This is a genomic window from Undibacterium sp. SXout20W, from assembly GCF_049340285.1.
Taxonomy (GTDB): domain Bacteria; phylum Pseudomonadota; class Gammaproteobacteria; order Burkholderiales; family Burkholderiaceae_D; genus Undibacterium.
Window position 1 is genome coordinate 17,559 of record NZ_JBMPPH010000040.1, and the last position, 22,799, is coordinate 40,357.

A 22,799-nucleotide genomic window follows, 5' to 3' on the forward strand; every position below is an offset into this window, starting at 1 on the left:
AAAAACGTGGCTATTGTTGTCCTATTTGTCGCAGTTTTTACATTAAAACGGTGAGCCCCACACTCTGTCTGCCAGGAAAAAATGAATACAACCTCCAAACGCGGTCTTAGCCTGCAACAAATTTTCACCTGGTTGATGGAAGATGGCTTGCTCAAAAAAGAAGATGCCAAAATAAAATTCAATGAGGCACAGGGCATTTTAAAAAATGGTCCGGCCAGCATGCATCCGCTGACCGCTGCCGCGCAGTGTAAATTGCAATCGTCCAAGCCACCAGGGCAATTATTAACACTGGATTGGCTCACCGAATGGACAGCGCGCAAAGTTGATTTACCGTTCTACCGTATTGATCCCTTAAAAATTGATTTCACCTCCGTGTCAGATGTGATGTCCGCGAAGTATGCAACGCGGTTTAATATTTTACCGGTTGAAATCAACGGCAATACTCTCGTGGTGGCAACGACTGATCCGTTTAATCGTGAATGGCAGGAAGAAATCTCCCGAATTTCACGTCGGGAAATTCGTCTGGTGCTGGCCAACCCGCTAGAAATTTCCCAATACATTGTCCAGTTTTTTTCACTGGCAAAGTCAATCAAAGATGCACGCAAGGTCAATACCAACGATCTCGGCTTACGCCAAAATCTTGAGCAATTGGTAGAGCTTGGTAAAGCCAACAAGCAACTTGATGCCAACGATCAGCACATCGTTAATATTGTCGATTGGCTGTGGCAGTTTGCTTTTGATCAACGGGCTTCGGATATTCATCTGGAACCTAAACGCGATATGGCAGCGATTCGTTTCCGTATCGATGGCGTACTGCATCAGGTTTATCAACTGCCGGCCAGCATCATGATCGCGATGGTCGCGCGGATCAAATTATTGGGTCGGATTGACGTCATCGAAAAACGTCGTCCACAAGATGGTCGTATCAAAACCCGGACAGCGGATGGGCAAGAAGTCGAATTACGTTTATCGACATTGCCGACGGTATTCGGTGAAAAAATGGTGATGCGGATCTTTGATCCCGAGGTTGTTGTCAAAACCTTACCTGAACTTGGCTTTCCCCCAAAAGATGCGCAGCGCTGGGACGCGTTGACCAAAAAACCACATGGCATTATTTTGGTCACCGGCCCGACTGGTTCTGGAAAGACGACGACGCTTTACACGACCTTAAAGTCTCTTGCCACCGCCGATGTCAACGTCTGTACGGTCGAAGATCCGATTGAAATGGTCGAAGCCTCATTCAATCAGATGCAGGTCCAGTCATCGATCGATCTGGGTTTTGCGGAAGGTATTCGGGCGCTGATGCGACAAGATCCCGACATTATCATGGTGGGTGAGATTCGCGATCTGGAAACGGCAGAAATGGCGGTACAAGCAGCGCTGACCGGACATTTAGTACTATCGACACTGCATACCAATGATGCGCCTTCAGCAATTATGCGCTTGTTGGAATTGGGCGTGCCGTACTACCTTTTAGAAGCAACGATCATTGGTATTCTGGCGCAGCGCTTGGTTCGGACACTATGCAAACACTGTAAAACAGCCGATGGTGAATTAGCCGATCCAGTCTGGAATAGCCTGTCTGAAGAATGGAATTTAACTAAACCAGCAGCAATTTATCGCCCGGTCGGCTGTCCAGAATGTCGGCAAACCGGTTTTCTTGGGCGCACGGGTTTATACGAATTACTGACTGTCACACAGCCATTTAGCAAGCTCATTACCAAAGAAGCTGACATCCATGCGTTGCGGGTCCAAAGTATCAAAGATGGCATGAAACCTTTACGAATTGCCGGCGCTGAGAAAATCATTGAAGGTCTGACGACCGCCGATGAAGTTCTCAAAGTGACGTCTTCTTTAATTTAAGTTCCGCTGATGCTACGCTGATGCTGCGCCCATGCTGCCGCGACGCCTTGCGCCACGGTCGGGTAATTAAACCGCATGCCTAATTCTGTTTTTATACGGTGATTTTGCATCCGCCGCGATTCTGACATAAATGAAAGCAACATCGGAGACACTTCTTGCGCCAGCGCATAACGAGGTCGACGTGGAGGACGGGGCAGTTTAAACGTGTCCGCCACCAGATCAAAATAGGCGGCCATTTTTAAGTCGCTATCATCAACGGCATGGTAAATCCTCTGCGGCAAGGCACGAAACAGCGCCAGCTTGATTAACATTGCCAAGTCATCCGCATGAATATGATTGGTGTACACGTCATCAACGTCATTTAGCGCGGGCGTGCCTTTTTGCAAACGTTCCAGAGGTAATCGATCCGCCGCATAAATCCCCGGCACACGCAGTATCGACATCCTGGATTGACTACGCTTCGCCCATGCCCGCAAGGCCTGCTCAGCAGCAACGCGGCGCACTGCACGCGCATTTTGTGGCCGCACCGGACGCGCCTCATCAAATATGGCACCGCCACAATCGCCATAGACACCCGTCGTACTGATATAAACAAGCTGGCTCTTGTCAGGTAAAATGGCGATCAGATTTTGTGTGCGACCATCCAGGTCGCCTTCAGAACGTGGTGGTGCCAAATGAACACAATATGCCGCCAAGCCGGAAAGTCTTGCCAAACTGGCAGTATCGTCCAGATTGGCGACGATGGGAATTGCACCTGCGGCGCGTAGTTCTGCGCAGCGTGCAGGCTGACTAGTAAGGGCAAAAATTCGGAATTGTGCGCGTAACAAAGGCAATAAACGCATGCCAACATCGCCGCAACCGACGATCAACAAACGTGGTCTACCCATTTTTTTTAACTGTTTTTTCATGCTCAGGATTGTATGACTTTTCAAGTAACTGTGACCCCTAGTGGTCGTCAATTTAGCTGCGAAGCAGATGAAACCGTATTATCCGCTGCTTTACGCGCGGGTGTTGGCTTGCCTTATGGCTGTAAAAACGGTGCCTGCGGTTCTTGCAAAGGCAAGATCAGCAATGGCACCGTGGTACATGGCAACCATCAACAACGTGCGCTGTCAGACACCGAAGAAGCGCAGGGCATGTCCTTATTTTGTTGCGCCAAGCCACAATCGGATCTGACCATAGAAGCACGTGAAATTGTTGCCAGTGGTGATTATCCGATCAAAAAAATGCCTACCCGCGTGGCAAAACTGGAAAAATTGTCTGACGACGTGATGTTAATTGCACTGCAATTGCCAGCCAACGAACGTCTGCAATACCGGGCTGGCCAATATATCGAATTCATGCTGAAGGATGGCAAACGTCGCAGCTACAGTATGGCCAACGCCCCACATCTGGACGAACACATCACCCTGCACGTGCGACATATGCCAGGTGGATTATTCACGGATCAAGTGTTTTCCACCCTGAAAGAACGCGATATTTTGCGCTTTGAAGGGCCACATGGTAGCTTCTTTTTAAGGGAAGACAGCAATAAGCCCATCGTTTTACTGGCCTCCGGTACAGGATTTGCCCCCATCAAAGCCTTGGTAGAACATTTGATTCACACCAATTCGACACGTGCTATCACGCTGTACTGGGGTGGTCGTCGTCCAGCTGACTTATACATGGACGCGCTGTGCCACGAATGGGCAAACAAGTTATCCAACTTCCGCTACGTACCGGTCATTTCTGACGCATTGCCAGACGATAACTGGGCTGGTCGCACCGGATTTGTGCATCAGGCCGTCATCGCGGATTTTGCTGATTTGTCCGATTATCAAGTGTATGCGTGTGGTGCACCGATTGTGGTTGAGTCTGCACAACGCGACTTTGTTACGTTATGCCAATTACCAGCCGACGAATTTTACGCTGACTCATTTACCTCGGAAGCCGATTTAGCCAAATAACCTGCAGTATGGAGGGGGCCGATCCCCTCCCCTGGTAACGTCGGGAAGCAAAATGCGATGTGGTGCGTTCAATGGATTATTTTTTTCATTTAGATTGAAATTTATTTTGACGCACTGCGCAAAAAGTCCTACTATCCGTTTTATGAAAAATTTTCCTGACATGTCCTCACCAAATATTGCGCGACGTCGCCGCTCGTTGAACGAGCCTGGGCGGATGTGTTAGTGTACCTGCGCGTCAAATGAGACCGCAGCACAAGACCTAAGCCACAGGCAAGCACCTGTGGCTTTTTGCTTTTTTACGCTTTAATTTTTTATTTTTCGTTGGTTTTTTTATCCACCACTGGAATGACCTTAGGAGTCTTGAAATGGAATTCAGTCAGTACAACGTTAATTCTCTGATGTACATCACGCCGCGCCCGGAAATCGTCTTTACGGAAGGCAGTGGTATGTGGCTGACGGATAACAATGGCAAACGCTACCTCGATTATTTGCAGGGATGGGCAGTCAATTGTTTGGGACATAGCCCTGCCGTTATTTCCGATGCCCTCATCGTACAGTCAAAGAAATTACTCAACCCGTCACCGGCTTTTTACAATGCGCCGATGGTTGAGCTGGCAACCCAATTAACGCAGCATTCCTGCTTTGATCGGGTGTTCTTCACGAATAGCGGTGCAGAAGCCAATGAAGGCGCAATTAAATTAGCGCGTAAGTGGGGGCAACTTAATAAAAATGGCGCGTTTGAGATCATTACATTTGATCATGGTTTCCATGGTCGAACCTTGGCAACCATGTCCGCTTCCGGCAAACCAGGCTGGGATACGCTGTTTGCGCCACAAGTATCTGGTTTCCCTAAAGCTGACCTGAACGATATCGCCTCCGTTGAATGTTTAATCACAGACAAAACCGTGGCAGTAATGCTGGAGCCGATACAAGGCGAAGGCGGGGTCATTCCTGCCAGCTGCGAATTCATGCAAGACCTGCGTGCATTGACCAAAAAGCACGGAATCCTGCTGATCGTTGATGAAGTGCAGTCTGGTATGGGTCGCACCGGCGAATTATTCGCTTACCAATTATCCGGCATTGAACCAGACATTATGACTCTGGCCAAAGGCATCGGCGGTGGCGTCCCTCTCGGTGCACTCTTGTGCCAGGAAGCGGTGGCTTGCTTTGTGCCCGGTGATCAAGGTGGCACCTACAACGGAGCACCTTTGATGACTGCGGTGGGGATTGCCGTATTGAAGGAATTGACCAAGCCTGGTTTCTTGACGTCAGTCAAAGAAAAAGCGCAGTACCTCAGCGATGAATTAAACAAGTTATCAGTAGAATTTGGTCTGCAAGGTGAACGTGGCGAAGGCCTGCTACGCGCATTAAAACTCGGTGAGAATATTGGCGGACAAATCGTCGAAGTCGCCCGAAATATGGAACCTGTCGGCCTGTTACTCAACTCACCTCGTCCAGATTTACTGCGTTTTATGCCTGCGCTCAATGTGACTAAAGAAGAGTTAGATCAGATGCTGAGCATGTTACGTGAAGTATTAAAACAAGTGAAAAAATAAGGTCCGATTCCACTACTTATCTACCACTTATCTTTCACTTATCCACCACTTTTATCATTGGTTAAAATAGAAAAAATGCCGCGGTCGCCAAGCCATCGCGGCATTTTTTTAATCAGCGCCTCATGGTTTTAAAACAAAATGCATCACGGACAATGCAGGCAGGGTATAACTGAACGTGTTGTTCACAACACCCGAAACGCCGCTTCTCTGGGTGATACTCTGACTTTTCGCATCAACACCCCAAGTCTGCACATTTTTAAAAGCGGTCGGATTTTTAATTTGCATACTTGCCGTCAATGGTGAGCTCAAACGATTGATCGCGATAACATGTAAAGTCGTCGGATCTTTCGCACTCACGGCCGCATAAACGGTGCCATTGTTGTTATTGGTCGATACAGCTTTGACCGATACCTCCGGGAACACCGATTTATTTCCATCGTAGTTACGGTACAGCTTAAATGCCGCTGCAATATATGCTTCGACGTCCCCAAAATAACTCGCGAGATAAACACCTTGTCGTCCGAACGCACCTAAGGCGTCGGCCTGAGCGATCGCCCCCGTGATATCTGTTTTGCCGCCAAAATCGTATTCAGTCACTGCCAGCTTAGTTCCGGGATAAAAATCAGCGACGGCTTGTTTTAGTTTCGGAATCAGTTGCAAGCCGCGACCATCAGTGAAGCCATAGCCTGGCTGGGTAATCCAGCTTGGTTCGACATAATTTGCATCCCACAAACTGCGCGCGGCCTGAACGCGGTCAGCAGGACTGTTCGACGCTTGTGGATAATAGTGAAAGGATAAAGTATCGAGCAAACGATGACCTGCACTGACGGACGCTTTACGCATTTTATCCAGATAAACATTCGCGAATGTCATCCCATTGTAGCGATAACGATCCCCTGTCTTGTTGGTCAGATACGGCTCAACGTTATACGTAGTCCAATCGCCAGGCTGCCGCGTTTGTGAACCATCCCAGACGGCCCACAAGCTAAACAAACCAAGATAGCCACTCACTGCAGGACCGTAGGTTTCTGCGGTGCTGTCCATGCGTTTTACGGTGGTTGCCAAGTTCAAATTTTTCTGCAATACATCAGCGACAGTCGTCAGCGTTGGGTACAACAATGGATGGGTGCCTTCGCCGTATTGCGAGGGCCATAAATGCCACAGATCAGGCTCATTATCTAATTCGTAACCTTTGACACCTTTAGCGCTTGACGCCGGGCCGAAATTTTTCATTAGAAAATTAATTTCTTCGTCGATATAAACGTTGCCATCATTGACCACCGGCGTCAGTGTTAAAGTGCCTGCACTCGCAGGTTTATCATTGACGATATTCACCCATCGGTTAACATCAATGTTCGATGCGCCAGGTGCACTCTGCCAGAGTTGCGCGCCATTGCATAAACCTGGCGGGTTGAGATTAACAATGTCTTTTGGTAACTTTCCTGCAGCGGGTAATTGCAATAAAGAATAAGTGCCTAAGCTGACGGATTGGCTATGAAAGGTTTTAATCGCTACGCCTGGGGCATAGTATGCCAAACCGACATTGTTATTCGGCGCACCAGCACCAGTGGCATAGCTGACCCCGGCATTCGATGAATTACACCAATCCATGCCAGAATTACTGACCCCATTTTCCCAGTTATAACTCGTCATATTGTTGCCACCCAGGCGCCTTGACGTCAGATTCAGCCCTTGCAAGTTGGCCTGTCCACCCTGATTATCCAAACCCGTACGACCAGTGCCATCGGCATAAGCGTTGTAACCATAGATGAGAGGGCTGATCGTGCTGCGCTGCGATTGGGTATCAATGCTAAATGTCACACTTTGTGCATGAGATACAGAAAATTCTGCAGATATGGCGCATATTGCGAGAACTTTAGCGAAGTTGGAAGGTCTCATCACATTCTCCTGTAACAGTCATTTAAACCAATTGCCAACACCAAATATTTCCACATGGAAATATTTTGATGGCGAATGATGTTTTAGGCTAATGCTTGCCGCATTTCAACAAATCTTACAATTTGGTAACACTTATTATTTTTTTGATGTGAAAATGATTATTTAAAGGCAAACTACAAATCATCTTTTCCCGTTTTAAAACTAAAGCCAACAACATATAAATTATTGAGACCAACTATGAAACTCACCCGTCTTGCCGCTCTGATGAGCCTCAGCTTTGGCCTGTGCCAATTGCCAGCCGCACACGCTAATAGTCAATCAGCTTATTATCGTTTTCCTGGCGTGCGCGCTGATACCGTGGTCTTTACTGCGGAGGGTGATTTATGGAAAGTGGGTGTAAATGGTGGTCAGGCACAACGACTAACGAGTCATCCGGCAGCGGAACTGTATCCGAGCATTTCTCAAGATGGACAATGGTTGGCTTTTTCCGCTGCCTACGAAGGTACGACCGAAGCCTATGTCATGCCGGTCGGCGGCGGCTTACCTAAACGTATTAGTTTTGAAAATGATGTTGTCAATGTCCTTGGCTGGACCGCACAGGGAGAAGTGCTCATCAGTACGCAAAACAGTACCGGGCCTGGCGCACATAAGATTATTGCTGCGATTAACCCACAAAACATGGCCAGACGGGTTTTCCCCGTGGCGGACGCGAACGAAGCAACGCTGGACGATAGCGGCAGATATTTGTATTTCACGCGCTTTGGTTTGCAAGTAACCAATGACAATGCCAAGCATTATCGCGGTGGCGCAACCGCACAAATATGGCGCTACGATTTACAAGGTACCTCGGAAGCGATCCATCTTTTTCCTCAAGACAAAAGCAACAACAAACGCCCAATGTGGTGGCAAGGACATCTATACTTTTTAAGCGATAGCGATGGTAGTTTCAATATCTGGACAGCTAATCCTGATGGAACTTCAGCAAAATCTTTGACTCATCAGCAAAAATGGGATATCCGCAACGCCGCACTCGGTGACGGTAAAATTGTGTACCAGTCTGGTGCTGACTTGCATTTATTCGACCTGACTACTCTGTCAGACAAAACCTTAAATATTCAACTCGTGTCAGACTTTGATCAGGTGCGTCAGCATCTGATCAAAAATCCACTTGAATATTTGACGTCGACTGATTTTTCTACGAAAGGTGATCATCTTATGATCACTGCACGTGGTCATGTAACGATTGCGGGTTTAGGGAAACAACGACGCATTGATTTACCGATTCCAGCGGATGCGCGGGCGCGTAGCGCCGTATTTTCAAGTGACCAAAAAAGCGTGTATGCCATTGTTGATACAACCGGTGAAAATGAAATCTGGAAATTCCCGGCAAATGGTATCGGTCAGCCTGAAATCCTGACTAAAGATGGCAGTGTTCACCGCTTCCATTTATTCCCATCACCAGACGGCAAATGGCTGGCACATACCGATAAGCGAGGACGTTTATGGTTATTAGATCTTGCCACCAAAGTCAATCATTTGATCGACGATGCAGGGAAAATTGGCATCCCAGAATACGACAACATTGTCTGGTCGCCAGATAGTCAAACCATCGCGATGGTGCGTCCGGATAGCAATGTGCAACGAAATCAAATTGGCCTGTATTCCATCGCAAATAAGCATCTGCAATTTGTGACGAGCGATCATTATGATTCGACTTCGCCAGTCTTTTCGAGTGATGGACATTGGCTCTATTTCTTATCTGATCGTAATTTTAAGGTAGTTAATAATGCACCTTGGGGAGACCGAAACCTCGGGCCACATTTTGACAAACGGACTGGCGTATTTGCTATTGCTTTACAAGATAAGTTACGTTTCCCATTTAAAGCAAACGACGAATTGCAAGCGTCAGCGATGCCAGAAAAAGAAAAGACAGAAGACAAAAAGGCAGATGCTACTGCCGCAGAAAAAGCGGCTAAACCTAAGCACCCAAGTATTGACTATAAGGGTTTAGCGCAACGCTTATATCAAGCACCCGTGGCACCAGGTAACTACCGACAATTAGCGAGCGATGACAAGCGTTTGTATTTATTTGAACAAGATGGTCAGGAGGAAAAAGGTACCGTAAAAACACTCGCCGTGAACAACGCTAATCCACAGCTTGAGGTATTTGCGAACGGTATTCGATCCTTCGATGTCGCTGCTGATAAAAAACACGTTTTATATCGTACCGCCGGTAGTGGGAACGGCGACTTTGTTATCGTCGATGCGGGAGCAAAAGCGCCAGCTGATATCAGTCAGGCCAAAGTGAGTATCAATGACTGGAGTTTCACTATTGATCCACGGCAGGAATGGCGTGAAATATTTAACGACGCCTGGCGCATGCACCGTGATTATTTTTATGATGAGAACATGCGTGGGGTCGATTGGAAAGCGGTGCGTCAACAATATGCGCCGCTGGTGGAACGTATTACTGATCGCGCCGAACTCAACGATGTTTTGGCACAGATGGCAAGTGAAGTTGGCGCACTGCATTCACAGTTCCGTCCAGGTGATATTCGTAAAGCGGCACCAGAAGGTACGCCAGCCTCTTTGGGCGCCGTTCTCAGCCGCACGCCTGATGGCGTCAGAATCGATCATATCTATCGGACGGAACCAGAACTGCCATCAGAAACGGGGCCACTTGCACAACCAGATGTTGATGTCAAAGAAGGCGATCAGATTGTCAGCGTCAATGGTCAGTCCGTCAACGCCGCCCGGGATATTTCTGATCTCCTCAATAATCAGACCGATAAACAAGTTCTTTTGCAAATCAAACGAGGCAAGCAGACACCGCATGAAGTGATCGTCACACCGATATCGATGAAAAAGCATGCGGACCTTCGCTATGCAGATTGGGAACAAAGTCGTAGTGAACGCGTCAATCAGGCTTCCAAGGGGAAAATCGGCTATTTGCATCTGCGCGCAATGGGTCCCGACGATATCAATGCGTTTGCCCGCGACTTTTATAGCAATATCAACCGTGATGGGCTCATCATTGATGTACGTCGTAATCGTGGTGGCAATATTGATAGCTGGATTATTGAAAAGCTTTTGCGTAAAGCCTGGGCATTTTGGGCAAGCCCGGTTTCTGTCCCATCAACGAATATGCAACAAACCTTCCGTGGGCATTTGGTGGTGCTCATCGATGAGCTGACCTATTCCGATGGTGAAACTTTTGCCGCCGGTATCAAAGCACTCAAGCTTGCTCCCTTAGTCGGACGGCGTACCGCCGGTGCCGGGGTATGGTTATCGGACAATAACTCACTGGCTGATAACGGCATGATCCGCGCTGCTGAAAATGCGCAATTCGGCTTCGATGGAAAATGGCTGGTTGAAGGTATCGGTGTCGCACCTGATGTTGAAGTAGAAAATTTGCCTCACGCAACATTTAGTGGCCAAGATCAACAGTTAGAAACAGCGCTCAAGTTACTTCAGGACAAATTACAAACTGAACCGATTCAAACGCTGACACCACAGGCATTTCCAAAACTTAAATAAGTTTAAAGATAAGTTTAAAGATAAGTTTAAAGATAAGTTTAAAGATAAGTTTAAAGATAAGCTTAAAAATAAGCATCAATTCAGATTATCACCAAATCCCCTGCGCAATTTGGCAGGGGATTTTTTTTGCTCTGTAAGTTCGTTGACCTGCTGATACACCGTCATTTAGAATCGTCTGCTATAGAATCAGTATGCGCTAAACTGAATAGTCGATTTACTAACGCTTTTGTCAATTTACTTCCCACTTTAAGAGCCACCATGCCATCTTCCGAGCCATCAGAACCATTGAAATCTGTACGTCAGAATGCATCCAATCACTTGGCAGGCATAGTCGGAACAGCGGTAATGTTAGCCTTACTGTATTTCGGACGCGATGTTTTGATTCCAATCACCTTGGCAATTTTGTTGAGTTTTTTGGTCGCACCAATGCTGCGCGCTATGCGAAAAATTGGCATCGGCTCGACCACTTCCGTGTGGGTTGCCGTACTTATCCTCAGTTTAGGTATCGCCGCTGCCGGTACCGTCATTGGCACGCAATTAGTGAGATTGGCAAGTAGCTTGCCGGAATATGAAGAAACCATTCACGACAAATTGGCGACCCTACGCGAATTAAGCAATGCGCAATTTGATTCATTGACCGGACACGCCGACAAAGTTTTTAACGAACTGACAAAAAAAGATCCGGTTGAAAAAACTGGCGCAGAAAAAATAAAATCCTCAGCTAGCAGTAATCTGGATGCACCGGTATTAGTTGAAATCCAGGAACCAGCACTGCGTCCGCTACAGTTATTACAAAAAATTATGGCATCGATCTGGCCTCCCATTGAAACGGCTGGGATTGTTTTGATGGTGTTAATCTTTGTTTTACTCGAACAAGAATCTTTGCGTGACCGCCTTATTAAACTCATTGGCAGCAACGATTTACGTGCAACTACCATTGCAGTGAATGATGCGGGAGAGCGCTTATCGCGTTTTTTCACGTCGCAATTTGCGGTCAATTTTGGTGTTGGTTTTCTGGTGTTTATTGGCTTATTGATTATCGGTTTGCCACATGCCATTTTGTTTGGCACGCTTGCCGCGATTCTACGTTTTGTCCCTTATGTTGGCGTCTGGCTGGCAGCCATTTTTGCGAGTCTGCTCGCCGCTGCAATTGAACCTGGCTGGAGCCTCGCCCTCATGACCCTGGCGATTTTCTTTTCAATCGAAATGATCGTTGCGCAGTTGGTCGAACCGCAATTGTATGGTCACTCTACTGGCTTATCGCCATTATCCGTTGTCATCGCTGCCATCTTCTGGAGCTGGATCTGGGGGCCAGTCGGCCTGGTAGTATCAACGCCACTAACCCTATGCCTGGTCGTTGCTGGACGCTATGTGCCGGCTTTACAAGTCCTGGAAACATTATTTGGTGAAGTAAGGGCACTTACGTTGGCACAAAATTTTTATCAACGTGCTTTGTCTGGCGACGCAACAGAAATCATCTCCGCCGCCAGAACCTATATGAAGAAAAAGTCATTTGCGAGTTATTGCGATACGGTATTGATGCCAGCACTGCATCTGGCGGGACACGATCTCGAAGAAGGGAAAATTCATCCAGATGAAAAATTACGCCTCGGTATCGCCGTGGGTACTGTCATTGAAAGTCTGGATGGAAAAACACATACGTGGAAAAAATCTGAACATGCGAGTTTTTTACAGGATATGTCCTTGGGGCGACATTTGCGCACGCAGCGTGAAAAAGTCATCGGGTTACGCCAAGGATCATTCGACGTTCCACCCGCCAGTGTGGTCCTTTGTATGGGACTCGGAGAAGCAGGAAATGAGTTGGCTGCAGAAATTTTGGTGCGCGTTTTACGCCACCACAATCTGGACGCACGTCACATTTCCCTTGCTGACTTTGCTGCACCACCACCTGAGGCCAAAGCAGAAAGTGTTTCCGTCGTTTGTGTGGTTAGTACATCACCCGCAAAAGAAGAAGAACAAAGTTCGCTATTACTGACCGATATACAGCACCGTTTTCCCTCCGTGCATCGTGTCCTGGTACTGTTACCAAGTCCCTATGAAAATGTTCATTCTCATAGCAATCACTCTCATAGCAGTCAGTCCCATAGCGGCCATCCAATTTCGATCGATGCATCGGACGAGGTTGCGCGGTCCTATGAAGCAACGTTGAACCTCTGCCTTATGCACATGCACAGCACTACGCCAATCGATGCAAACTGATTGTCGCTTATTTTTTTCGAGATAAGAGTGTGATTTCGATGGTTTATCCACACTCTTAACTTCGCTCTTATCGACGATCAATGCCAGATCCGACCACGTCTTTATATGCATGCCAGGTCGCATGCCCGATGACTGGCATCAGAACCAGAAATCCTACATTCCAGGTCAAAAAGCCAATCACCACACTAGCAACAATCAACAGCGCCCAAACAATGCTCGCAGGGACATTGATAAACAAAGAAACGCAACTAATAATCATCGCCGTAATGGCATCCGTATCGCGGTCTAACATCAATGGAATTGACACCCAGCTAATCGCAAATACAATGCTGGCAAACACAAAGCCAATACAGGCATAAACGAGCACAAACTCTAAATGATCAAGCGAAAAGAGTTGCTCTAGAAAACCATGCATGGTGGGCATGCCCTTGTTATAGAACAACGCAAAAATAACCAAAGATGCACGCGCCCAGACCATCAGGACGACTGCCAACACCAATGCCAACACGCCAATATTGCTCCAACGTCCGCGCATAGAAAAGACGCTCCCCAACAACCCTGAGCGAACGTTTTCTATACGCCGGCTAATATCGTATAAACCCAGAGCCAACAAAGGGCCAACTAATAAAAATCCACAACTTAATGCGGAAACGTATTCGGGTGCATTGTGTAAAACTAAGTTAAGTAAAAGCCCCATGGCAGCAAAACACGCGCCATAAAAAAAACTACTGCCACCAGAGCCGCGAAAATCACTCCAACCCAGACGTAGCCAAACCAAAGGTCGAAACATCCCAATCCGACGAATGGGTGGGAACGGAGACGCTGTATCGATAATCGTTTTTATATCAGGAGGTGCACTGTCACCGTCTCTACCTTGCGTCGAATCTGCCATCTTGTCTCCATTGTTTTTGTTGATGGAACCGTCATGAACGAGCAAACTGAAAAACCGTGGTTTGATACTAAGACAATGTTGGTTCGACTGGCAATTGATTTGCATCAAAATACATCAGTGACTAACGTTGCAGTGCAATATGAAAAATCAAGCTTACATCATTCGATTGCATCAAAGTTGAACCAAGAAAGCAACGAATGGCTAAGACCAGCTTACCCATCGTTCGCGATGGGTAAAGCTGAACTGGCGTCATTGTTGTGGTGAAAAACCGAAACAGAAACGGGGTAGCAAAAAGGGTCAGCCCACGAATAAACCGCGGGTCGGGTCCACTTAAGTGATGGTCAACGAGGACAATAAAGGCGATCAGTCGCTATAGGGCGTCGTCAACAAACCGATCATTGTCCGCATACCTATCAGGTAGTTTCCCATCCGAAAATTTTCATCATAAGTGTGTTGATTATTGTCGGAGTTGACCGTAGGTATCAGTACAAACGGGAGTTGCAGCGGCTCCACAATTTCATGCGTTGGCACCGTGGCTCCCATTGCACGAATAAAAACGGGTTCAGAGAGCGCGCCCATGCCCTGGTAAGCGCCGGATAACGCAGCCTGTGCCCACTTTCTGACAAGACTATTAAGATCTTGCCGCGCTGCTTCCGATGATGCGCATGAGGCCGTCACGGAAATGAGTTTGCGGAATTGTTGCCGTTGTTCATCGCTAGGTTCGCCCTGCACGATGGTGTAGCCTTGGTTCTGAATATGCGCTTGAATTAATTTGGTCAAATAGGCGGCATTGGCCTCGCGCGTGGTGCGCATTTCCAGTTCTGCAGTCACGTCACGCGGAATAATATTCGCAACGTTTTCGCCGATATTGCCTGCGGCGATACCGCGAATGTTAAGCGATGGATATTGCAAAGCCTCTTGATAGGTTGGCGCTACCTTTTCACCTTCGGCAATACCAACGCGCTTACGCAAAGCACCCTCGTAGTCACCAACCGCATGCAACAAAGCGACTTCATCGGCACTCAGATGGATGTTGCTGTAGTAGTTGGGAATTAAGACCCGACCGTCATCATCTTTCATCGATGCGAGTAGCCGCGCCATAGAAAACACGGGATTGGGCACATAGTTACCGTAATGACCGCTATGTAACGGCGATTTGGGACCGAATACCTTGAGACTCAGGCACGCATCACCACGATTTCCAAAAACCGCTGTGGGACGGCCACTTGGATGGGTCGCTGCATCATGAATCACCAGGACATCCGCCTTCAGTAGAGATTGATTGGCAGCAATAACAGCAGGCAAACCAGGCGATCCACTCTCTTCTTCACTATCAATGATGACTTTGATGTTCACCGCCGGTGCCACTTTCATGCGACTCATCAGGTCTAGTGCCGCCAAAAACATGGCTATGGGTGCTTTATCATCCGAGGAAGAGCGAGCAAACACGCGCAGTTCGGGATCGAAGTCGGGTCTGAGTAATGCGCTCATATCAACTTCCTGCCATTTACCATCAGCACCGCGCTTTTTGAGTACCGGTTTAAACGGATCGGGTTGTGCCCATTCTTTAGGCACAACGGGTTGTCCATCCATATGAAAATAAAATAAAACGGTTTTCAGATTGGACGACTTTGATCCACTGCGTTGAGCAAAAACCAAAGGTTTGCCATGATTGTCTAACTCTTGAGCCGCAAAGCCGCGTCGTTCGAAGGCACGCGTTAACCAATCGGCATTTTTCTGCATGTCTGCGGGGTTCTTCGGAATATTTGGAATCGCCAGCAATTCCAAGTATTCAGGGAAAGTAGCACTAGCGCTGAGACGCAATTGCTGCTCAGTCACCTCCGACGGGTATTGGGCATAAGAAAGATTGCATAGCCAAGCGCTTGAAAAGACGATACAAGTTTGCAAGGTCGACTTTATCAGTGCTAATGTGGGGTTTTTTGTTGTCATCATCGCGCTTACTCTAGTTTGATTAAATGGTTAAGAAAATCACAAAAGTTTCCAACAACGCCGCAGTGGACGCCATTATCTGATGCTACACAAACGTATTTTTACACTGCGCCAACACCTCAATGCTTTGAGCATGGTGCCAGAAATCGTTGTCGTCAGGGATTGAATCAAAACGGTCTATGCCTATAAAACCGTAAAACAACAAGTTGCGTTGACTTTTTAAATCGGAACCACATCGCTTATAGCAAGATTGTCCGCCGGTCATCGCTTGCGAGTGTCAATACCGACAACACTTATTGGTGACTTATTGGTGACTTATTGGTGACTTATTGGCTGATTAGTTTGTTGAAGAGTGAAGGTATAGTTCAAGTTTCCTTCGTGGAGATCCGACATAAAACCTGCACCAAATTTATTTTTCATTCTTTAACAATTTCAGGTCACTATTGCGCTTGTTTTGCACCAAAGGGCAATAGGCATCATTAACCACATCCCTATACTGATCAACTTAGAGTGCGTTTAGTGAAAACGAAGATTGCTTGTCATTGTTGAAATTTATTTAGGTCATTTTATGTTTGTTGTAAACATCATCTCCGCAAATCAGCCCGAAGTTGAGGCCTTAAAGCATGTGCTGACGTCACATTCTTTCGGGGTGAGATGTTTTAATAATTTAGATTGTTTGGATTTTCCCGTACCTGGAACAGCCGCTTGCGTATTGATTGAGCTCTCCGAGAAAGTGCTGGAAACGAAAAATTTCTATGAAAAAATGAAGCGGCTAAATCACCTGGTGCCCATCATCAACATAGCAGAACAACAATTTCTACGAAAACTACCAGACTATTTTTTTCACCAAGGTCTTTCCTTCGTTGATCACCCCGTGAACGGCATCGAATTACTTCCACGATTAGAGTTCTTCAGACGCTCCTATCATTCTAAATAACTCGCTACTGTCTATCGTTGACTCTTCCAAAAAGAGTAGACGCAACATTGATCGAGTGACAACTTGACACCCTGCGGCGTGATGTCGCCAATCAATGCGCACAATCCGATTGGACTTAAGATCTCAAGCATCTTTTTTGCGGCTATTCATGTAGGGCTTTTTCAATCCGGGTATCAGGGATCAACCAGATTAAAGCGGCGATCACATATAAAGCCATTGCGATCCAAGGCTCAACATAGGCGATCACCATCGCCATAAAATACATGACAGGAGAAATTTTACCTTTCAGGTCGTTTCCAACTGCCTTTTTGAGGACAGAATCAGGTCCCTGACTTCGAATAATCGCTTGTTGCAAAATATAATAAGCAATGGCCGACATCAAAAGGACTAAGCCATATAAAGCGGTTGGGTTAGACGTGAAATGATTTTCGCCGACCCACCCCGTGGCAAAGGGAATCAACGACAGCCAGAATAATAAGTGCAGATTAGCCCACAATATTCCGCCCGTCACACGTCTGCATGTGTGCAACATGTGATGATGATTATTCCAATAGATACCGACATAAATAAAGCTTAGTACGTAACTTAAAAATATTGGAAATAAAGGCAACAAGTCGCTGAGTTCAGTGCCGTGTGGCACCTTCATTTCCAACACCATAATCGTAATCAGAATAGCGATCACACCATCGCTAAATGCTTCCAAACGATTCGTATGCATACAATAAAACTTTCTTTCAATGATTCAGAGCATCATCCGATCAACGCTGAATTGTTTCAATAAACAGAAGCAAATTAAGACACATCTTTACTCAGGCTCAGTACATGTCCTTCGTGGGCGGCAATCTTACCCTCCAGCATCCCTAATACAACCTGATTCACAGCATCAGGTCCAGCACCGCTCACAACTTGAAGCCATGGCGTTGGTGCGTGCAATATTTCTTGCATCAGACTTTGCCATACCGCCGCGATCTTCGCCTGTAATCCCGCAGGACCCCAGTCGGCGAGACGTTTTTTGATTTGTGCCGGAGCGAAAAATAAACTAGGTTTAGCGCCGGGCAAATTCTGACCGCCACCCAACTCATCCCAATGTGTACCACCAACGGCACAGCTATACACCAAATTATCTTTGAAATGATGATGAAGTGTGCTTCGGATTGTTGCACTACCCGCCATATCCACATATACGCTGGCATCCGCGGCATCCAGTGTGGCGCACTGATCGTAGCTTAACACCTGATCATAAATACCCAGACTCTGAACAAATGGCGCATTGGCAGGCGAGGTTAAGCCAATAATTTGATAGTGACGATCAGGACGCTGACTCAATGCGAAAGCAAGACCGTAGGCGGTTTTACTTGAGGCACTGGAAAGGATAATGTTCTTCGCTGCAAAAAATTGATGTTCCTCAAGAAAATCATCAATCATTAATGAGGTAATAAACAAAGGACGCAATAACATCTGAATCGCTTCTGTATCCGGTTGGTAAGCTGGATCTGTGGTCGTCCGTAAATACTGATTATAAAGCGGGTGCATCTCCTGACGGTGAGCAACACTATCGACGAAGCCACTTCCATTGACCCGTCCTGGCGTCACCAGCAGATGACTTGCCATAGGATAGTAACCATAGAAGCGTTCTCCTGGCAGAATTCCTTCTACATTCGACAAAAGGACATCTGCAAATCCCCAGACTGGAATCATGCCCCATGCATATTCTGTCGGAAAAAAATTCCAATATTTCATTGCGCTACCGAACGCGGCATAAGTGACGTTATTGGACGTAAATGCAAAGTGATCAACCTTCAACAGAACTTGACCAGCATCAAGCGTCGAAGAATCTGGTAGTGCAAATTTTCTGATTTTTGTGTGGGTAAGCTGATCACGTTGAACGATAAATTCCAGGCCTTGATTTTCCATCTTTACATCCCGTCTATAAACGCCAGCAATAAAAGTAAATTGAATCTGTGCCGCACGTCAAACCACGACTGATCAGATCCAACAATGGGTATTCTTGCTAACAATAATACAATTATCGGCGCCATTAAAGCTATAAAAAAATTTAAGCGTTTCGCTAGGACTGTCAGCCATATCGATGTCAAGTCATCACTTGGTATTGACCGCTATTGATCGGATTTTGTTCGTCTTGGTTTGTCTGGCTAAAATAAGCTAAGGCGTTTACCCAACTGTAAAAAGAGTGTGCTCTGATTGAGTGCCCCTTTGCCATATCCCAGATAAAGGTCACCAATTTTGCTATCGACACCGATAAACGCGGTAGCACTTGGATGAAGTTGCTTGTACCATTTTTGATCGACGTCAGATGCAAACCAGGCGCCACCATACTCCAACACCACTCCAGCATAGGATTTACCAATGATACTGTCCGTTAAACGCCGCATGTATGCAGTCTCAGCATGTGCATATTCGTCCCCTAATAATTTCCCATAAGGATAAGCACCCATTGATTGGAACCCACCTAAAATGAATATAGTTGGCGAGCTTGACTTTGAACCACCGTCAGAAATTTTACCGCCTTCAAATCCAATATTAAAAATATCCGCCCCGCGCGCGAATGCCCATTTAGCAGTTCCAGATGTTTTTCGGTAGCTGTTATTAAATCCATTTTCTAACAATAAATTAAAATAAGTGCCACTATCAGGAAAAGTTGTTGAATTGAGAGTGTCGTGGGTAAATTGAACCTGGCTCCCAGATACCAACTCACTACCGATTGAACTTACACCAGTAAGATTCAAACCGATGGCATAATTGATGCCGTATTTACCTCTGAAAATTTTAAATTTGGCCTGGGTATTTTTACTAAAATTATAGTAAAAACCGACATCGCCGACAGTCTGTTTATAGTTAATCAAATAATCAATCACATCCGCATTTTTTGCCGCGAGTTGATCGTAAAGAGGTAAATAGTTAGAGTCATAAACGAGGTTTGCTGCGAAGTCGATTTGATTTGTTACTGGTTGAATTAAAGAGACTTCCAAAGCGCGTTCGCTACCAATCCTCGTGTCAACTCGCAATTCCAATCCACTATCGTTAAGCCAAGGATGTCTGTAACCTGCGCCCAAGAAATAACTATTGATCGTTCCAAAATTGGAATACAGTCCATAGCCAAATTTAAAAAAGTGCGGCCCATATTCTTTTTCAATGACGTTGACTTGCAAGTCAGTGGTGCCATCGGCGTTATCATTCAACACATAATTGATACCCTCAACATGCCCGCTGGTGTAGAGATTTTCTATATCAACAGCAAGTTGTTTTTGATCCATCGCTGTGTTGACCTGCTGATGAATATTTTGCCGAATATAGGCTTCGGGAATACGGCTATTCCCTTTTATGATAATTTGATGAATGGGTTTAACTTCGGCGATCAATGGTCGTGAAGGGTATTTTTTATCGTAGTCCTTCGCATCAATTGCCTCGGTCATTTTTAATTGCTCAAATTGACTTTCTTTGACGGCGACCGCATCCCTGCCACGCAGGATAACCTCGTCTGCGCGGTTGAAATCGGCAAACTGAATATCCGCAACTTTAGGGGTAACGAGAATATCGCGATTGCTCAGAAGTTTCAGATTACGGACTTCATTTTGATGCACCAAAATATCCAGCATTTGATTGGCTGCTTCAATGGGGCCATTTATTTTTACCTGTTTAGATAAATCTTTTTGTCCTAAAAACGAAGCAACAATAATATCGTTTGGATTTTCTTGCTTGGCAACTTCAATCGCGATATTACCGACTAAACCACCATCTACATAGGTTTCACCTTCAATGTCAAAAGGTGAAAACACGGTTGGTGCCGCCATGCTGGCGCGTATAACAAACGGCAGATTACCCTCTTTAAATACCGTCATTTCTCCGTCACGCAAACGCGTTGCAACGGCGCGAAAGGGTATCTTTAAATGATCAAAATCACTATTGCCAGGCAAGAATGCAAGCTCTCGCTGTAATAAGGCCAAAAAACGCTGCCCATCAGATAAACCACTAGCAGTCGAGAAGGCGCCATCTTTTAGGCCTATTTCCAGACTAATAGGATAACGCTGTTGATATTCTTTAATGAGATTGGGTTGTTCTTGACGACTCACCTGGTCTAAGGCCACGGTGGTTGGATCGACTTGTTGGATAATATTTTTTATTTGCTCTACTGTCAGGCCACCTGCATATAGCCCCCCGATAACGGCGCCCATTGATGTGCCGATGATTTTTTTGACTGGAACATGGTCTTGTTCTAAGCGGTGCAGGACTGCTAAGTGCGCAAATCCTTTTGCACCACCACCTGCTAACACAACGACGACACCGTGATCTTGGGCCGACCGTTCAATATGAGATTCATCATTGCCAATAGTCGTAGCAATGACCTGTGTGCAGATGAAAAATAAATACAGCGCGAAGGCATATTTTTTAAACATGATGGCTAAGATAGTTCATATTTATATGGTTTGATCATCAGCAACTGATGAGGCTTACGTTGATACTGCTTACCTTGATAGCGCTTCTGTTGATGGTGCTTCTGTTGATGGTGCTTATGTCTTTGTTGCAAAAACGTTTTTTTCCAACCTTGTGCCGGCTAAAACTAAGATCTCTGAAACGATTTCCGATGTGCCATTTTCGATATCAGCAATCCAGAAGAATACCTCTGTGTTGCAAATATTCTCATAAATGGAAGTCACTTCAACGCCAATTTTTCCATCCTTGAGAATGCGAGGTTGTTCCTGAAGAATCTGGATAATGGTTGTTTTAAAAATCTCAAAATGTCCAAAGGAAGAAAGTTGCACCGGGAATTTTACACAGTGTTTGTTGTCAGTGAGCGTCAAATTCTGAAAACTGGTATCAGTAAGCTGTGAGTTGGGAATAATACTTTCGATACCACTACCTTCCAACACAACTATATGTTGGCTTCTCACGGAGACGACCTTGCCAGCGATATTACCGATCCGAATTTGATCATCTTTTCTAACGATTCCTTCAATGAGGACATTGATACCACTCAAAAAATTGATCACTATTTTTTGCAAACCAAAGCCCAGACCAATACCTAGAGCAGAAGTAAAGGTAGCGATACTCGAACTGGTGAGTCCACTGTTGGTGAGGATAGAAAAGCTACTAATAACAAATAAAATAATATTGATTATGCGAATAATCAGCTCACCAACATTAGATTTAAGGTTGCCGTTATTGACTTGCTTATTGATTGCAATAGAAACGAGTCGACTAAATTGGCCAACAGCAGCGAAGAGAATTAATGCTAATGCCAGAATACTTAATACTTTTCCAAGGTTGATCGTTTGGATACCAATATTAAATGAAATACTATCTTCCCAGGCGATGAGTGGAATATACAAACCAAAAAAAGACAGCACGATAGAACAGAGAAAAAACCACTCCACGATCTTCAGTGATAAACGTAACAAGTCATTTGGCCGCATTGCAATGATAAATAGCCAGGCGAAAAATCTCACCATTAATAGTAGCGCACCACCAATCGTAAAGTAGTGGATAAACATGTATTTCTCATTCACTTTTAATGCAGTGAATAAGGTAAGAAATGCCCCAAGTAAGACGACAACAAGTATCCATCCAGCGACGGAGCGCATGAATGATGCAAACAAGGAATTGTTATTTTTTTCTGTCAAAATTCTGGCGCGAATTTTTCGAATAGTGAGAATGCCACCAACCAAAATAAGCAAACAAGAAACGAGCTGTATGAACAGACTATGAATACTTAGCTGAGTGAACGCTTCATAAAAAGCTGAATGAAAAAAACCATTCTCGTCAAAGGCAGGGTTATCAGTGAAAATCGGGACATTATCATCGACGTTCGCCGGTGCTGTGAGAATAGCTTGATTAGGCATAGTAGTGTTTTTATCGTATGCGTCCGACAGATCCACCTAAACAATCAGTGATTTGACGAATTCAATCGCAACGGCAGCAATTCATCAATACGATTATTTTTACAGGTAGGGAGTTTTTCCAACGTATCTTTAAGCCAAGCG

General features: G+C 45.8%; 16 protein-coding genes. 7 read left to right on the top strand and 9 right to left on the bottom strand.

Translation table 11 applies throughout. The features are described 5' to 3' along the window. Nucleotides 1–81 precede the first annotated feature (81 nt). Nucleotides 82–1,863: a GspE/PulE family protein gene (locus tag ACO0K1_RS16340; protein WP_423027624.1), complete on the top strand. Its 1,782-nt coding sequence runs from the start codon at nt 82–84 to the stop codon at nt 1,861–1,863. Here ACO0K1_RS16340 and ACO0K1_RS16345 read toward each other — a convergent pair. After that, entirely contained in the window at nt 1,860–2,771 is a 912-nt protein-coding gene (locus ACO0K1_RS16345) for an NAD-dependent epimerase/dehydratase family protein (protein WP_423027626.1), read from the bottom strand. The genes ACO0K1_RS16340 and ACO0K1_RS16345 overlap by 4 nt on opposite strands. A 12-nt stretch (nt 2,772–2,783) precedes the next feature. Here ACO0K1_RS16345 and ACO0K1_RS16350 point away from each other — a divergent pair, with 12 nt between their 5' ends. Together ACO0K1_RS16350 and ACO0K1_RS16355 are read left to right on the top strand one after the other, a co-directional pair. After that, nucleotides 2,784–3,809 (top strand): CDP-6-deoxy-delta-3,4-glucoseen reductase, encoded by a 1,026-nt coding sequence (locus ACO0K1_RS16350; RefSeq protein ID WP_423027628.1) that lies wholly within the window; start codon nt 2,784–2,786, stop codon nt 3,807–3,809. A 365-nt stretch (nt 3,810–4,174) separates the two neighbouring features. Beyond that, nucleotides 4,175–5,365 carry an acetylornithine transaminase gene (locus ACO0K1_RS16355; RefSeq protein ID WP_423027630.1) on the top strand — a complete coding sequence of 397 codons (1,191 nt, stop codon included), beginning with the start codon at nt 4,175–4,177 and terminating at the stop codon, nt 5,363–5,365. A 120-nt stretch (nt 5,366–5,485) separates the two neighbouring features. Here the strand turns inward: ACO0K1_RS16355 and ACO0K1_RS16360 are convergent, their stop codons facing one another. Continuing rightward, nucleotides 5,486–7,264 (bottom strand): glycoside hydrolase family 44 protein, encoded by a 1,779-nt coding sequence (locus ACO0K1_RS16360; RefSeq protein ID WP_423027632.1) that lies wholly within the window; start codon nt 7,262–7,264, stop codon nt 5,486–5,488. Between the two features lie 237 nt (nt 7,265–7,501). On the opposite strand from ACO0K1_RS16360, the gene ACO0K1_RS16365 reads away from it, so the two are divergent. Together ACO0K1_RS16365 and ACO0K1_RS16370 are read left to right on the top strand one after the other, a co-directional pair. Then, nucleotides 7,502–10,801 (top strand): S41 family peptidase, encoded by a 3,300-nt coding sequence (locus ACO0K1_RS16365; protein WP_423027634.1) that lies wholly within the window; start codon nt 7,502–7,504, stop codon nt 10,799–10,801. Between the two features lie 258 nt (nt 10,802–11,059). Next, nucleotides 11,060–13,021: an AI-2E family transporter gene (locus ACO0K1_RS16370; protein WP_423027637.1), complete on the top strand. Its 1,962-nt coding sequence runs from the start codon at nt 11,060–11,062 to the stop codon at nt 13,019–13,021. 67 nt (nt 13,022–13,088) lie between these two features. Here ACO0K1_RS16370 and ACO0K1_RS16375 read toward each other — a convergent pair whose 3' ends face one another. Next, the gene (locus tag ACO0K1_RS16375) at nt 13,089–13,913 is read right to left on the bottom strand and encodes a DUF2189 domain-containing protein (protein ID WP_423027639.1); all 825 of its coding nucleotides are present in this window, start codon (nt 13,911–13,913) and stop codon (nt 13,089–13,091) included. A 33-nt stretch (nt 13,914–13,946) separates the two neighbouring features. On the opposite strand from ACO0K1_RS16375, the gene ACO0K1_RS16380 reads away from it, so the two are divergent. Next, a complete protein-coding gene (locus ACO0K1_RS16380) occupies nt 13,947–14,177 on the top strand; it encodes a hypothetical protein (RefSeq protein WP_423027641.1) in 231 nt (76 codons plus the stop codon). Nucleotides 14,178–14,276: 99 nt separating this feature from the next. Here ACO0K1_RS16380 and ACO0K1_RS16385 read toward each other — a convergent pair whose 3' ends face one another. Further along, the gene (locus tag ACO0K1_RS16385) at nt 14,277–15,866 is read right to left on the bottom strand and encodes a M20/M25/M40 family metallo-hydrolase (protein WP_423027643.1); all 1,590 of its coding nucleotides are present in this window, start codon (nt 15,864–15,866) and stop codon (nt 14,277–14,279) included. A gap of 565 nt (nt 15,867–16,431) precedes the next feature. On the opposite strand from ACO0K1_RS16385, the gene ACO0K1_RS16390 reads away from it, so the two are divergent. After that, nucleotides 16,432–16,800, top strand: a complete 369-nt coding sequence (locus ACO0K1_RS16390) for a hypothetical protein (protein WP_423027645.1) — start codon at nt 16,432–16,434, stop codon at nt 16,798–16,800. Nucleotides 16,801–16,942: 142 nt separating this feature from the next. Here the strand turns inward: ACO0K1_RS16390 and ACO0K1_RS16395 are convergent, their stop codons facing one another. The 5 genes from ACO0K1_RS16395 to ACO0K1_RS16415 all read right to left on the bottom strand — a co-directional run. Then, the gene (locus ACO0K1_RS16395; protein WP_423027647.1) at nt 16,943–17,518 is read right to left on the bottom strand and encodes a TMEM175 family protein; all 576 of its coding nucleotides are present in this window, start codon (nt 17,516–17,518) and stop codon (nt 16,943–16,945) included. Nucleotides 17,519–17,592: 74 nt separating this feature from the next. Further along, complete coding sequence (locus ACO0K1_RS16400) at nt 17,593–18,714, bottom strand: DUF2855 family protein (RefSeq protein WP_423027649.1); 1,122 nt, start codon at nt 18,712–18,714, stop codon at nt 17,593–17,595. Between the two features lie 239 nt (nt 18,715–18,953). Then, complete coding sequence (locus ACO0K1_RS16405; protein WP_423027651.1) at nt 18,954–21,215, bottom strand: patatin-like phospholipase family protein; 2,262 nt, start codon at nt 21,213–21,215, stop codon at nt 18,954–18,956. Nucleotides 21,216–21,329: 114 nt separating this feature from the next. Further along, nucleotides 21,330–22,694: a mechanosensitive ion channel family protein gene (locus tag ACO0K1_RS16410; RefSeq protein ID WP_423027653.1), complete on the bottom strand. Its 1,365-nt coding sequence runs from the start codon at nt 22,692–22,694 to the stop codon at nt 21,330–21,332. Between the two features lie 8 nt (nt 22,695–22,702). Further along, nucleotides 22,703–22,799 (bottom strand): transposase domain-containing protein (locus ACO0K1_RS16415; RefSeq protein WP_423027520.1); only part of this gene is annotated, 97 nt, incomplete at its 5' end.

Excerpts from the sequence above, each read along its gene's own strand:
- ACO0K1_RS16340 (WP_423027624.1), top strand. The coding sequence starts at position 82 with ATGAATACAACCTCCAAACGCGGTCTTAGCCTGCAACAAATTTTCACC.
- ACO0K1_RS16345 (WP_423027626.1), bottom strand. The coding sequence starts at position 2,771 with ATGAAAAAACAGTTAAAAAAAATGGGTAGACCACGTTTGTTGATCGTC.
- ACO0K1_RS16350 (WP_423027628.1), top strand. The coding sequence starts at position 2,784 with ATGACTTTTCAAGTAACTGTGACCCCTAGTGGTCGTCAATTTAGCTGC.
- ACO0K1_RS16355 (WP_423027630.1), top strand. The coding sequence starts at position 4,175 with ATGGAATTCAGTCAGTACAACGTTAATTCTCTGATGTACATCACGCCG.
- ACO0K1_RS16360 (WP_423027632.1), bottom strand. The coding sequence starts at position 7,264 with ATGAGACCTTCCAACTTCGCTAAAGTTCTCGCAATATGCGCCATATCT.
- ACO0K1_RS16365 (WP_423027634.1), top strand. The coding sequence starts at position 7,502 with ATGAAACTCACCCGTCTTGCCGCTCTGATGAGCCTCAGCTTTGGCCTG.
- ACO0K1_RS16370 (WP_423027637.1), top strand. The coding sequence starts at position 11,060 with ATGCCATCTTCCGAGCCATCAGAACCATTGAAATCTGTACGTCAGAAT.
- ACO0K1_RS16375 (WP_423027639.1), bottom strand. The coding sequence starts at position 13,913 with ATGGCAGATTCGACGCAAGGTAGAGACGGTGACAGTGCACCTCCTGAT.
- ACO0K1_RS16380 (WP_423027641.1), top strand. The coding sequence starts at position 13,947 with ATGAACGAGCAAACTGAAAAACCGTGGTTTGATACTAAGACAATGTTG.
- ACO0K1_RS16385 (WP_423027643.1), bottom strand. The coding sequence starts at position 15,866 with ATGATGACAACAAAAAACCCCACATTAGCACTGATAAAGTCGACCTTG.
- ACO0K1_RS16390 (WP_423027645.1), top strand. The coding sequence starts at position 16,432 with ATGTTTGTTGTAAACATCATCTCCGCAAATCAGCCCGAAGTTGAGGCC.
- ACO0K1_RS16395 (WP_423027647.1), bottom strand. The coding sequence starts at position 17,518 with ATGCATACGAATCGTTTGGAAGCATTTAGCGATGGTGTGATCGCTATT.
- ACO0K1_RS16400 (WP_423027649.1), bottom strand. The coding sequence starts at position 18,714 with ATGGAAAATCAAGGCCTGGAATTTATCGTTCAACGTGATCAGCTTACC.
- ACO0K1_RS16405 (WP_423027651.1), bottom strand. The coding sequence starts at position 21,215 with ATGTTTAAAAAATATGCCTTCGCGCTGTATTTATTTTTCATCTGCACA.